The organism is Micromonospora sp. NPDC051227, assembly GCF_044455385.1.
Classification (GTDB): Bacteria; Actinomycetota; Actinomycetes; order Mycobacteriales; family Micromonosporaceae; genus Micromonospora.
Window position 1 is genome coordinate 88,697 of sequence record NZ_JBITET010000008.1, and the last position, 13,159, is coordinate 101,855.

Annotated in this window: 9 protein-coding genes; all 9 read right to left on the reverse strand. The window is 71.5% G+C overall.

Features of this window, described 5'->3' with window-relative positions:
* Positions 1 to 89 precede the first annotated feature (89 nt).
* Entirely contained in the window at positions 90 to 2,027 is a 1,938-nt protein-coding gene (locus tag ACIA47_RS20565; RefSeq protein WP_396709878.1) for a hypothetical protein, read from the reverse strand.
* A gap of 222 nt (positions 2,028 to 2,249) precedes the next feature.
* Positions 2,250 to 3,956, reverse strand: coding sequence for a glycosyl hydrolase (locus ACIA47_RS20570; RefSeq protein WP_203124525.1), 1,707 nt, complete (start codon positions 3,954 to 3,956; stop codon positions 2,250 to 2,252).
* A 116-nt stretch (positions 3,957 to 4,072) separates the two neighbouring features.
* On the reverse strand, positions 4,073 to 4,903 hold the full coding sequence (locus ACIA47_RS20575; RefSeq protein ID WP_396709881.1) for a shikimate dehydrogenase: 831 nt from the start codon (positions 4,901 to 4,903) through the stop codon (positions 4,073 to 4,075).
* 288 nt (positions 4,904 to 5,191) lie between these two features.
* The gene (mltG, locus tag ACIA47_RS20580; protein WP_396709883.1) at positions 5,192 to 6,388 is read right to left on the reverse strand and encodes an endolytic transglycosylase MltG; all 1,197 of its coding nucleotides are present in this window, start codon (positions 6,386 to 6,388) and stop codon (positions 5,192 to 5,194) included.
* Positions 6,388 to 6,846 carry a Holliday junction resolvase RuvX gene (gene ruvX / locus ACIA47_RS20585; RefSeq protein ID WP_112677948.1) on the reverse strand — a complete coding sequence of 153 codons (459 nt, stop codon included), beginning with the start codon at positions 6,844 to 6,846 and terminating at the stop codon, positions 6,388 to 6,390. The genes mltG and ruvX overlap by 1 nt, the downstream gene beginning before the upstream one ends.
* Positions 6,847 to 6,918: 72 nt before the next feature.
* Positions 6,919 to 9,597 (reverse strand): alanine--tRNA ligase, encoded by a 2,679-nt coding sequence (gene alaS / locus ACIA47_RS20590; RefSeq protein WP_396709885.1) that lies wholly within the window; start codon positions 9,595 to 9,597, stop codon positions 6,919 to 6,921.
* The gene (locus ACIA47_RS20595; RefSeq protein WP_091401860.1) at positions 9,594 to 9,899 is read right to left on the reverse strand and encodes a hypothetical protein; all 306 of its coding nucleotides are present in this window, start codon (positions 9,897 to 9,899) and stop codon (positions 9,594 to 9,596) included. Before ACIA47_RS20595 ends, alaS begins: the two co-directional genes overlap by 4 nt.
* Before the next feature lie 30 nt (positions 9,900 to 9,929).
* Entirely contained in the window at positions 9,930 to 10,394 is a 465-nt protein-coding gene (locus ACIA47_RS20600) for a DUF948 domain-containing protein (protein WP_112677951.1), read from the reverse strand.
* A gap of 149 nt (positions 10,395 to 10,543) precedes the next feature.
* Positions 10,544 to 11,239 carry a hypothetical protein gene (locus tag ACIA47_RS20605; RefSeq protein ID WP_091402235.1) on the reverse strand — a complete coding sequence of 232 codons (696 nt, stop codon included), beginning with the start codon at positions 11,237 to 11,239 and terminating at the stop codon, positions 10,544 to 10,546.
* Positions 11,240 to 13,159: the final 1,920 nt, after the last annotated feature.

Consider the following 13,159-nt stretch of genomic DNA (forward strand, 5'->3'; position numbering starts at 1 on the left):
TCCCCCACCGTCGCGGGCCGGCGGCGGTGGGTACCGCCACCGGCCCAACGTGAACAATCTACCGATGCTCCGTTACGAACGGTTGACCCTTACTGTACGGAGAAGAATGTCGATGGGGTAGACCAGGACAACTCGGGCGTCGCGCTGCTGATCACGGTCGCCGTGGTGCCGCTGACCACCGCGCTCGGCGCGGCCGTCGGGTCGAACGGCACGCTGCGCAGCGCGCCGTCGGTGGAGCCGTAGACGATCCGGCCACCCACCCAGGCCATGCCCCGCACCGCGGACCAGGTCACGCCCGTCGTCGGCAGGGCGAACTCGGTGGCGCCCAGGTAGTTGCCGTCGATCTCGAAGTAGCGGTAGTAGAGATTGTTCGCCCCGGTACGGGTGTAGTAGAGCCGGCCGTCGAGGAAGAAGGCGCCGGTCAGCAACGCCGGGTTGTACCAGTCGTTGTAGCCGGACGCCTCCCACGGCGAGCCGATCGCGCCTCCGTTGAAGAGCGAGATGTCGATCCGACTGCCGGTGGGCGTGCCGGCCACAGTGTGCGACCAGTAGATCCGGTCGTCCACCCGCCAGGTGGCGCCGGCCGCCGTGTACGCGGGCTGGCTGACGCTGGTGGCGGTGCCCAGCGCGGTGCCGTCGAACGGCACCTTCGCCACGGTGCCCGAGGCGGTGCCGAGGTAGAGGTTGCCGGTGGTGGCCGACGGCGGGTTCTTCGGGGTGAAGGTGCGTCCGCCGGCGAGCGGGAACATGCCGAGCCGGCCGTGGTACTCCTCGCCCATGCCATCGGAGTTGTGCCCGAAGTAGAGACCGTCCGAACCGCGCCAGAGCACGGGCACCGCCGAACCCCAGTTGCTGGTGCCCGACGGCATCGACGCGCTGCCGCTGCGGCGCGGGTTCCAGTTCACCGGCATACCGGTCGCCGGGGTGACGGCGGCGATGCCGAGCCGGTCGATCGCGCCCGCGCCCGCGTTGTCGCTGGCGTTCGGGTTGTTCAGCCAGCGGAAGTGCCCGCCCAGGTAGATCACGTTGTCCGCCACCTCGACAGAGGTGATGGTGTCGTTGCCGGTGAAGTCGACCCAGGTGGCGAGCTGGCCGCCGCCCCGCGCCGCGGTCTCGAAGCGGACCAGGGCGTCGCAGTACGCGGACGGCCAGCCGGCGCCGCCGTTGGTGCCGACCACGAACCAGGTGCCGTCGCCGCCGAACTTCACGTCCTGCACGTAGTGCACGAAGGTCGCCGGTGACGCGCACGGCGCGACGAACTTGTCGCTGCTCCAGTCGATCAGCGTGGGCGTCGCGGAGACGTCCACCAGTGCGATCTGGTTGCGCGGCAGGTCGTTGACGAGCGTGAAGTTGCCGCCGACGACCAGGGTGTCGCCGTCCGGCGCGACGTCGATGGTCCAGACGTACGACGTGGTGCCGTGCCGTCCCACAGTGGCGTTGATGTTGAAGCCCGGGTCGATCGCGCCGGTGGTCGCGTTGAGCCGGCCGAGACCGGCGTGCGCGGTGCCGTTGAGCCAGTTGAACGCGCCGGCCACGTACAGCCAGTTGCCGTGCAGCGCCAGGTCACGGACCGTGCCGCCGTCGGAACGACCGACCCAGCTGTCGATGATCGCGCCGGTCGACGGGTTGAGCGCCACCAGGTTCTTCCGGGAGACGCCGTTGACGTTCTTGAAGGTGCCGCCGACGATCAGCGTGCCGCCGGGGCCGGCGAGGAGCGTGTTGACAGCGCCGTCGAGCACCGGCAGGAAGGTGGTCGACATGGTGCCGGTGGTCCGGTCGTACGCGAAGAGGTAGCGCTGCGTGATCCACGCGGAACTGGCGGTCTGCCGGAGCTGGGTGAAGCTGCCGCCGACGAAGACCGTGTTGCCCACCTGCGCGAAGGCACGGGTCTCACCGTCTCGGGCGTGCGGGGTCGCGTCGGCGGGGTTCGCCGACACCAGGGTCGCCGTGGCCGGGACCGGTACCACAGCGGCCGACGCGGTAGTGGGCACGCCCAGAGCTGCGGCGATGATCGCCAACGCGACCATCCCCGCCCGAGTACGACGTCGTCCTGCAAAACGCCACAAGTGCGAGAGTTTGGGCACGCTGCGCCTCCAGATTGGATGAGAACCCGAGGTAGCGTGCCTCGTCCAGCCTGGTTAACAAAATCCGCCGATTGGGCGGTGCATGAATCCGCAAGCCGACAGAACGCCGGAGGATCGGTTGTCCGACCCCCCGGCGAACGCCGTCCGGTCAGCCCGTTTCGAACGTCAGCGGTTACCTCCGGTGGGTTGCCGCAGGTAGGGGTCCTGGCCGGCCTTCGCGAAGCCGGCCACCGCCGAGGCGTCGTGGTTCATCGTCATGTCGCAGGTCGACGTGCGGCTGGTCATGCCGGCCGAGTTGAAGTAGATCGCCGCCTTGATCTTCGGGTGCGCCTTCAGCGCCGCCGGGAACTCCTGGAACCAGCGCTGCTTGGCGCCCAGGTCGGCGGAGTTGAAGTTGGTGCCGAACTCGGCGAGCATCCGGGGCTTGCCCGCGCCGATGCCGTTGTCGTCCAGCCACCGGTAGAAGCCACCGACAGTCGTGCTCGGGCTCTTCCACACAGTGCTGCCGTTGCAGACGTGGAAGTTGTACGGGTCGTAGGCCACCCAGTCGACGTACTGGTCGCCCGGGTACAGGCCGGCGTACCGGGAGTAGTGCCCGGACCAGCCCATCATCGTCCAGACCCAGACCGCGTTGGTCGCGCCTGCGTTGGCGAACCGCTGGTGGACGTAGCGCCAGGCCCTGACGAAGTCGGCGTCGCTGCCCTTGTTCGGCTCGTCCTCCGGCTCGTGGTCGAAGCCGATGAAGACCGGAACGCCGGCGGCCTTGATCCGGCCCGCGACCGCGTCGATGGTGTCGTCCTGCTTGCCGCCGTAGACGTCCGACCACTTGAGGGTGGTGCCGGCGGAGAAGTCACGGGACTCCCAGGCGAAGAACATCAACCGGCCTTCGCGCATCTGCTGCTGCTCGTACATGTCGGGGAAGGCGCCGTTGCTGCCGGCGTTGGAGAAGTCGTGGTAGCGGTGCACGATGTCGAACTTGCGCCCAACCTGCGTTTCCACGTCGGCGACGGCCTTGCCGTGGTCCCAGCCACCGGCCGCCCCGGCGGGCGAGTACATGCCCCACCAGGCGCCACAGGACGGGACGAGCTTGTCCGAGACGGAACCACACTTGCCGGACGGGAGGGTGCCGCTGGCGCTCGGGGTCGCCGTCCGGGTCGGGGCGATGGTCGGCGACGGCTTCGGCGCGGCGGTGGTCGGCGACGCGCTCGGCGACGGCGGCGGTGCCGGCCGGGTGGGCGTCACCGGCGACGGCCGGGACCCGAGGTCGTAGCTGATCAGCAGGCCGGGTCGCAGGTCCGGGTTGCGGTTCTCGACCGACGCCCAGTAGATCCGGCTCTCCAGACCGCTCTGCGCCAACGAGACCGTCCAGGTGCCGTTGCCGGTGACCAGTTTGGAGACGTCCCACTCGTTGAAGCCCTTGGACACGCTTGTCACGCTGTCCAGCGCGGCACCGGCCGACGTCAGCGGCGGCCGCGACTCGCGGGCGCTCAGCGGTGAGGCGTGCGCCGTCACCGTGGCGGCGAACTGCTGCCAGGCGTGCACCCGCAGCGTCGCCCGGATGTTGACCGCGTTGGCCGGCACCGTGGTCACCGCGAACTCGATGACCGCCTCGCGGCCACCGCGCGGGTTGCCGTCGCAGCGCGTCGCGCAGGTGGCCAGCGTCGACTTGGCCGCGTTGTCACCGTCCTGCGACACCGCGGTGGCGGTGGTGTCGGCCGCCGCCCGGATCGACAGGTCGTCGCTGGCCAGCAGCGGCATCATGGTCGCCACGATGCCGGCCACCACCGAACCGCCGACCACGCCGATGGCAATCGCCTTACGTCGGGGTCCGGAGCGGAGCCGGGTGATGCGGTGCAGTCCGTGCCTGGTCAAGGAAACTCCCTGTGTCTGCGTCCGTAACGGTGAGCAGCGTATCGATGACCAGGACATGTGGCAGGTAGGACAGTTTTCCGTAAGCGCGTCTTAACCGTCAGCTAAGAGTAGGCGCTTCAGCGGGCGCGAGCAGCCGCCAGCGCGGCGGCCATCGCCGCCCTCGGCGCGGTCAGTCCGGTGAACTGCTCGAACTGCCCGACCGCCTGGGCCAGCAGCAGATCCAGACCGGAGACGATCCGGCAACCGGCCGCGTCGGCGGCCGTCGCCAACGGGGTCGGCCACGGGTCGTAGAGCGCGTCGAAGAACACCGCGCCCGGCCGCCAGGCCACCGCGCCGGCCAGCGGGTCGGCGACTCCCTTCGGCACCGTGGAGACGACCACGTCGGCGGTGGAGAGTTGCCGGGGCGCATCGGCCCATGGGGCGGGCGTCAGCGCGACACCCACCGCGCCGGCCACCGGGCGCAGCTCGTCGACCGCCTCGGGTCGGCGGGCCACCACAGTCACCGACGAGCACGCGAGCTGCGCGGCGGCGGCGAGCGCGGCGCGGGCCGTCCCCCCGGCGCCGAGCACCGTCACGGCGGCACCGGCGGTCACGCCGGCGTCGGTGAGCACCCGCACCATGCCGGCGACGTCGGTGTTGTCCGCGTACCAGGAGCCGTCCGGACGGCGTACCAACGTGTTGGCCGCGCCGACGGCGGCGGCGACCGGCGACGCCGCGTCGGCCACGGCGAGCGCCGCCTCCTTGCCCGGCATCGTCACCGACAACCCGGCCCACTCCGGGCCCAGGCCGGCGACCAGATCCGGCAGCTCCGCCGCCGCGCACTCGATCCGGGTGTACGACCACCCGCTCAGCCCGGCGGCGACGTAACCCGCGGTGTGGATCACCGGGGAGAGGGAGTGCGCGATCGGCTTGCCCAGCACCGCGGCCCTACGCGTCGACACGGTCACCGCCGCTTGCGGCCGGTGGCCCGATCACTGTCGACATCACGTCCCCGCTCTCCCGCGCACGTCGGGATCGACAGTACCCAGCACCCCGGCCCGGGCACCAGGGAACCGACTCCGCGGCCACCCTGAGCGACCGGGTCATCGCGTGACGCCCCATCGACGTTGGTAAAAGCATTTCGTCGACGGAAGCGCCGACCAAAAGGGAACCTGAACCGTAAAGGCTCCCTTCTCGGCAGCGACCATAATTGCGGTCGCAATGGGAAGGGAGCCTTTATGGCGTGACCCGGCCAATCAGATGATGCCGGCCTCCCGAGCCTTGGCCTCGTTGCGCTGGTGCTGCTCGTACGTATCGGCGAACGCCGAGTGGCCCTTGTCGTCGATCGCCACAAAGTAGAGCCACTTGCCCGGCGGCGTGTCCATCGCCCCTTCCAGGGCCTGCTTGCCGGGGTTGTTGATCGGGGTGGGGATCATGCCCGGCAGCTTGCGGTTGTACGGGTTCTTCTGGTCGTCCAGCTCGGCCGCCGTCATCTGCTTGGACGACTTGGTCGGCTTACCGATCGACTCCAGGTAGTAGTTGACAGTGACGTCCATCTCCAGGCAGTTACAGGGGAACTCGCCGTACGCGCGGTTGTAGGCCACCCTGGCGACCTTGCCGAGGTCGTCCTTGTTACCCGCCTCGGCCTGGGCCAGCGACGCCACGATCAGCGCCTCGTACGGGCTGACCTTGCGTTCCTCCTGCACCCGGTCGGCGAACTTCATCTCCCCGGTCACCGAGAGGAAGCGGTTCACCATCAGCTTGAGGATGCTCTCGGCCGTGGACTTCGGCGGGATCTCGTAGGTGTCCGGGAAGAGGAAGCCCTCGACGGACTTGACGCTCTTCTTGCCGTCGCCGCGCTTGAACCACCAATCCGGGATACCGAGAGCCTCCGGGTCCTTCGCGGCGGCCTGGAAGTCCTTGACCGGGATCTTGGTCTTCTCGGAGAGCAGCTTGTAGATGTTGAAGCTCGTGCGGCCCTCGGGGATGGTCAACCCGTTGACGATCTTGTTCTTCAGGTCGAGCATCGCGGTGACGGCGCTCGCCCCGCTCATCTGCTTGCGCAGCTTGTACGTGCCCGGCTGGATGTTCTTGCTGCGCGAGTTGGCCTCAGCCGCCTCGATGAACGCCTTCTGGCTCTTCACCACGTCCGCCGCCACCAGGGCGTCGGCCATGTCGGCGATCAGCGCGCCGTTCTTGATCTCGACGGTGATCTCACCGGACCCGCTGCCGTCGTAGTCGGGGGTGACGAAGTAGTTCTGGATGCGGTCGAAGCCGTAGAACGCGCCGCCGCCGATGCCACCCAGCAGAAGCAGGGCCATCAGCAGGGCCAGGAATGTCTTGCCCCGGCCGCCGCCGCCGGACCCGCCCTTGCGCTTGCGGAAGCCGCGCCGGTGCCGACCCTTCTCCCCCCGCTCCGGCTCGTCGAACCCAAGATCCAGATCGTCGATCATTACGTCCGCCTCCGCTGCGCGTCCAGCCAGCTCTGCAGGATCTCCACCGCGGCCGCCTGATCGACAACCGCACGTTGACGTTTACCTCGGACGCCACGCTCGGCAAGCCTACGAGAAGCGACCACGGTCGACATCCTCTCGTCAGTGAGCGTTACCGGGACAGGCGCTATCACATCGACCAGTCGGTCAGCGTACGCCTTCACATGGACGGCCGCAGGACCGTGCTTGCCGGCGAGATTGACCGGAAGACCGACGACAACCCCGACGGCCTCGTGCTCGGCCACCAACGCGGCCAGCTCGGCGAGGTCGCTCGGCACCGCGTCCGGCGCCGCCGTGAGGTCGCGGGCCAGGGTGACCAGCGGCGTTGCCAAGATTCCGTCCGGATCCGAGCGGGAGACGCCCACCCGCACCTGGCCGACATCCACACCGATCCGCACACCACGCGTCAGCTCAGCCACCGAACGTCACTACCGACCGGGAACGAACCAGGGCGGACCAATCGGCCCGCCCTGACTCACAGTGATGATCTATCACGCCTCAGTGATCGCCTTCTCGACGGTGAGCAGCAGATTGGGCGCCTCGGCGGCGGGCAGGCCGCCGCCCTGGGCCAGATCGGGGCTGCCACCTCCGCGCCCGGAGAACGCCGCCTTCACCAGATCCGACGCGGCCAGGCCCCGGCTGCGCGCCGCCGCGTTGACCGCCACCACCAGGGAAGCCTTGCCGTTCGACCGAGCCGCCACCGCGACGACCGCCGGCCGCGCCGGGTCGATCTTGCCGCGGATCTCCTGGGCCAGGGTGCGCACGTCGTTGCCGGCGGCGCCCTCCGGCGCCTCGGTGCCTACGTACGCCATTCCGCGCACGTCCTTGGCCTGCGCCGCGAGCGCCGCCGCGCCACCCAGCACCAGCTGGGCCCGCAGCTTCTCCAGCTCCTTCTCGGCGTCGCGAAGCTGGGTGACGGTCTGCTCCACCCGGTCGGCGACCTGATCGTTGGGCACCCGGTACAGCTCGGCCAGCCGGGAGACCAGCAGGTGCTCCTTGGCCAGGAAGCCGAAGGCGTCCATGCCGACCAGCGCCTCGACCCGGCGGACACCGGAGCCGATGGACGACTCGGAGAGGATCTTCACGAGGCCGAGCTGGGCCGAGCGGGCCACGTGCGTGCCGCCGCACAGCTCCCGGGCGTAGTCACCCACCTCGACGACCCGCACCTCCTCGCCGTACTTCTCGCCGAAGAGCGCCATCGCGCCGATGCGGCGCGCCTCCTCCAACGAGGTGATGAAGGCGTGCACCTCGAGGTCGGCCAGGAGCACCTCGTTGACCTGCTGCTCCACGTCGCGCAGGACGCTCGGCGACACCCCGGTCGGGGTGTTGAAGTCGAACCGGAGCCGACCGGGGGCGTTCAGCGAACCGGCCTGCGTGGCCGACTCTCCGAGGAAGTTGCGCATGGTCTGGTGCACCAGGTGCGTGGCGGTGTGCGACCGGGAGATCGCCCGACGCCGGGTCGTGTCGATCTCGGCGAAGCCGGCCTCACCGGCGCGTACCTCGCCCCGGATCACCCGGGCGCGGTGCACGATCAGACCGGGCACCGGCTGCTGCACGTCGAGCACCTCGACCTGCCCGCCACCAACCGTGATCATGCCCTGGTCGGGCTGCTGCCCACCGCCCTCGGCGTAGAACGGGGTGGTGTCCAGCACCAGCTCGATGGTGTCGCCCTCGGTCGCCGCCTGACGCGGGCCGTCGGCGCCGAGCAGCGCCCGCACCGTCGACTCGCGGGACACCTCGCTGTACCCGGTGAACGTCACCGGACCACCCGCGTCGAGCACCGAGCGGTACGCCGACAGGTCGACGTGCCCCGTCTTGCGGGCCTGCGCGTCCGCCTTCGCCCGGGTCCGCTGGTCGGCCATCAGCCGCCGGAACCCCTCGTCGTCGACCGCGAGACCCTGCTCCGCGGCGATCTCCAGGGTCAGATCGATCGGGAAGCCGTAAGTGTCGTGCAGCTGGAACGCCTTCGCCCCGGACAGCGCGGAGCCGCCCGCCGTGCGGGTCTCCGCGATCGCGGTGTCCAGGATCGTGGTGCCGGCCCGCAGGGTGGACAGGAACGCCTCCTCCTCCGCGTACGCGTAATCCGCGATCCGGTCGAAGTCGGTCGCCAGCTCCGGGTACGACGGCGCCATGCAGTCCCGGGCCACCGGCAGCAGCTCGGGCAGCGCCCGGTCCTGCCAACCCAGCAGCCGGATCGACCGGATCGCCCGGCGCATGATCCGGCGCAGCACGTACCCGCGACCCTCGTTGGACGGGGTCACCCCGTCGCCGATCAGCATCAGCGCGGTCCGCACGTGGTCCGCGATCACCCGCAGCCGGACGTCGTCCGGGTGCGACTCGCTGGCCACATGCCCGGAGTGCGCGCCGTAGCGCTTACCGGTCAGCTCGGCCGCCCGCGCCAGGATCGGCCGGACCTCGTCGATCTCGTACAGGTTGTCGACACCCTGCAGGATCGAGGCCATCCGCTCCAGGCCCATGCCGGTGTCGATGTTCTTCGCCGGCAGGTCACCCAGGATCGGGTAGTCCTCCTTGGTCGTGCCCGGACCCCGCTCGAACTGCATGAAGACGAGGTTCCAGTACTCCATGTACCGGTCCTCGTCGACCGCCGGGCCGCCCTCCCGGCCGTACTCCGGACCCCGGTCGTAGAACAGCTCCGACGACGGACCGCACGGCCCGGGAATGCCCATCGACCAGAAGTTGTCCGCCTTGCCTCGGCGGACGATCCGCTCGGCCGGCACGCCAACCGAGCGCCAGATCTCGTACGCCTCGTCGTCGTCGAGGTAGATCGTCGGCCAGATCCGCTCCGGATCCAGGCCGTAACCACCCTCGGCGATCGGCTTCGTGGACAACTCCCAGGCCAGCGGAATCGCGCCGGCCTTGAAGTAGTCACCGAAGGAGAAGTTGCCGTTCATCTGGAAGAACGTGCCGTGCCGGCTGGTCTTACCGACCTCGTCGATGTCCGGGGTACGGATGCACTTCTGCACGCTGACCGCCCGCTGGTACGCGGGCGTCTGCTGACCCAGGAAGTACGGGACGAACTGCACCATGCCGGCGTTGACGAACAGCAGGTTCGGGTCACTGATGGCGGGCAGCGGAGCGGACGGCACCACGGCGTGGCCATTCGCCTCGAAGTGCGCGAGGTACCGCCGCTTGATCTCCGCCGTCTTCATCGCTGGTGTTCCTCCGGAAAGATTTCTCGATCGCCGATTCGCGGGTCTTCCCGCAGGTCGGCGAACTTGTCGTCGAACGCCTCGCCCTGGGCGAACGCGTGGTGGATCTCCTGCTCGCGTTCGGCCATCCCGACCCGGACGTCCTCCACGAAACTACGCAGCGACTCGACGAGCCCGCCAGCGGATTCCGTCAGCGAGCTGGCGATGCCCGCCGGCGTGTACGCCTGCGCGGTCCGGGTCGCCTTGCGGACCACGATCACACCGACGGCCACCCCGATGCCGAGCCAGAACAAGCGCCTCATGTCCCGCTACCTCCTGGTGCGCCGGGTCGGTCAGCTGTTGCCGCGTCGCGCGGCCCGTCGCTGCTGCTTGATGGTGTCGCGTACCTCGCGCTCGGTCTCGGCGTGCCGGCGGCCAGCGGCGGCCTTACGCACGCCGTAGCCGAACGCGGCCACCTTGACCAGGGGGTTGGCGGCCGCGGCGGAGACGACGGTGGCCAGGTTGGCGACGTTGGCGGTGACGTTCTGCGCGTGGCTGGTCATGGTGTCGACCTTCGCCAACTGGAGGTTCACACCGTCGAGCGAGGTCTGCACCTGCTCCAGCGCGGTGTTGACGTTCTTCACAGTGGTGTTCACGTCACCGAGCAGCGGCGCGGTCCGATCGTTCAGGTCGTTGATCATGCGGGTGGTGGCGTCAACCGTGTGCCGCAGCCGCAGGATGGGCAGCGTCAGGATGAGCACCAGCACCGCGAACGCGGATGCCGCGATCAGCGCCGCGATCGCTCCAATGTCGCCCACGCCTGTCCTCCTCAAGCAGAGTTCCGCAGGACCCGACGTCCCCGGAACGCACAACCATGCCACCCCTACCGGCCGCCGAGCCGTCGGCGGTCACCGGTAGCGGGCGTGCCCGCCAGCCCCAGACCCTACCGTCCGTGATGGAGACCGGCTCAGGACGGTGAGGGTGTCAGCTCGCCCAGCGGATCCGCACTGACCGTTGGGAACGGATCCTCACCGGTCAGTGACGGGTCGGTGGTCGGCTGCGGCCTGGTCCGCTCGTCGTCGATCGCATTGCGCACCTTCACCGACACCAACGAGCCGGTGCACTCGGTCGCAGCGGCCGACGGGTCGCCGGACGGCACGACCGCCGGCTCGCCGTCCACCGGCGGCGGCACACAGGTCGGCTCGCGTACCCACAGGTCGAGGGTCAACTCGTCGCGACGCCAGCAGGTGTAGCTGCCCTTCGTCTGCTGCTCCGGGCAGCGGCTCACCTTCCACGGCTGCCACCCGTCCCGGCGCAGCGCGTCCTCGTAGACCTGCGCCGTCTCCTTGGGCGCCTTCTCCGAGGTCACGGTGCGCTCGCGCAGCCGGCAGTCGAGCAGGCACCAGCGGCTGCCGCTGACGTCGTCGACAGTCTTCGCGGCTGCCCAGGCGGGCACGCCGAGCTGGTCCAGGTTGTCGAAGACCGGGTCACGGCTCAGCGTCCGGATGCCGAAGAAGAGCGGCACCGCGCCGAGCAGCACGACGCTGACCAGCGCCAACACCGCCGCGCGCAGGCGACGTCGTTCACGGGTCTGCCGGCGTTCCTCGGAACGGGCACCCGGTGCGGCGTCGTCGTCCGGCGCGTCCTGGCCGGCAGAGCGCAGCGCCGGCCCGTCGGAGGGCTCCGGTGCCGGCCGGTCCACCGGGCCGGACACGGCGGGCACCACGGCGGCGGCACGGGCCACACCGACGGGCTCGCCGGCGCGTCCGGGCGGCGGCACGGGCGCGACACCGCTCGGCTCGGCACGGCCGGGCTCCCGATTCGGAGGCAGGGCGCGTCCGGCGGCACGGTCGGCCGACGCGGGTCGCCCGGCCGGCGCAGCACCACGGGCCGGCCCGGGCTCACCGGTCGTCCGCTCGTCGGTGGAGGGCTGCCCGCCGGGCGGGCGGACGGCGGCACGAGCCGGACCGTCCGGACGCGAACGCGGCGGACCATCCACACCCGGCGGCACCGCGGCACGAGCCGGACCGTCCGGACGGGTCGCGTCCCGGGGTGCAGGCTCGCCACCCGGACCGGGACGCGGTGGGCCGTCAGCGCCACGGTGCCCGGTGCCGGGTGCGGGCGCGTCGCCCGGGATGGGGCGCGCCCGCCCGGGTGGGACGGAGCGGGCGGCGCCCCGAGCAGCGGGACCGGCGCCGGGTCGACCACCGGCGTACGGATCGTCGCCGTGGTCGCTCGCGGTTCGCGGTCGACGGGGGACAGCCGTACCGTCGGGGCCGGGCTCGGCCGGTGGACGACGTCGTCGGCCAGTCGGATCCGGGGCGGGCGGTGCGTCCGGCCCGGGGCTCGACACGACACGGCCGCGCTGGCCGCTGGGGTCCAGAGTGGGTACCGCCGCAGCGCCCCGCCCACGGGCGGGCCGGTCACCGGGCGGCGGGGGGTAGGTCAGGGCCCCCTGCTCTCCGGTAGATCCCGACGCGTCGGGCCGGACGGCGCGACGACCGGTCGGTGCGTCCGCGCCCGGGTCGACCGGCGGGCCGGCGGGCCGGCGGGCGGCGGTGCGCTCCGCGGCCGGGTCGGGCACGGCGAGTCGACCGGACGCCTGGTCGTTGAGGTCTCCCGGCCCGATGGGTGGCGCCGGACGGCGACCCCCGGCCGGCGGACTGCCGTCTCGGCGGTTGACCACCGGCAGGCCGGGGTCGGTGTGTGGCAGGCGGCCGGCCTGGCGGAGCCAGTCCGCGGGCCGCTCCGGGCGGTCCGGGCGGTCCAGGCGGGGTTCGCCGCCGGGCGGCGTTCGGCGATCCGGTTCACCGGAGACGACCCGGCGGCGACCGGTGCCGTCGGCGGGGCCGGTGGTGGGCAGGGCACCGCTGTGCACGCCGGTCGCCTCGGGCACCGACGACGCGTTCCCCCCGCGGGGCACGGGTGGCGCGTTCCCCGAGCGGGGCACCACCGGCTCGTCGGGTTCCGCGGCGCGGCGACGCCCGCCGGCTGTCGGACGGGGACCCTCGGAAGCCCGCCCGGCAGGCTCGGGTGCACCGGGGTCGGCCGGGCCCGGACGACGCCGGGCGGTACGCGGGTCACGGTCGATGGCAGGGTCGGGCCGCAGGCCCTCAGCGGTCGGCGGCACGACGCCAGCCGGCGCGCCGTCGAAGCGGGCCGGCCCGGGGGCGGCGGGCGCTCCGGCGGCCCGCGCCGGGTCGGGTGCCGAGCCGGCGGCGCGGCGACCGGCGGGCGTGCCGTCGGCGGGCGGCCGGGCACGGCCGGGTTCGACCGGTTGCTCCGCGCCGGGTCGGCGGACCGGCGGGCCAGCATCCGGACGGCGCAGCGGCGGCATGGCGTCAGGATGACCGCCGGGTGCGGCGGGGTCCTGATGGCGGCCCGGCGGAACAGCGGCGTCCGGACGACGACCAGCCGGGGGGCCTGAGGTCGGTGGGCCCACGGTTGGGCCGGGAGGGGCGGCCGCACCGCGCGGACGGGCCGGGCCGCCGGGCGCGTCGGGTGCCGGACGAGGCCCCTGCGGGCCGGCCGGGTCACCACCGCCCGGGCGAGCAGCGGGTGGCGACGGTGGCACGGCAGCGCG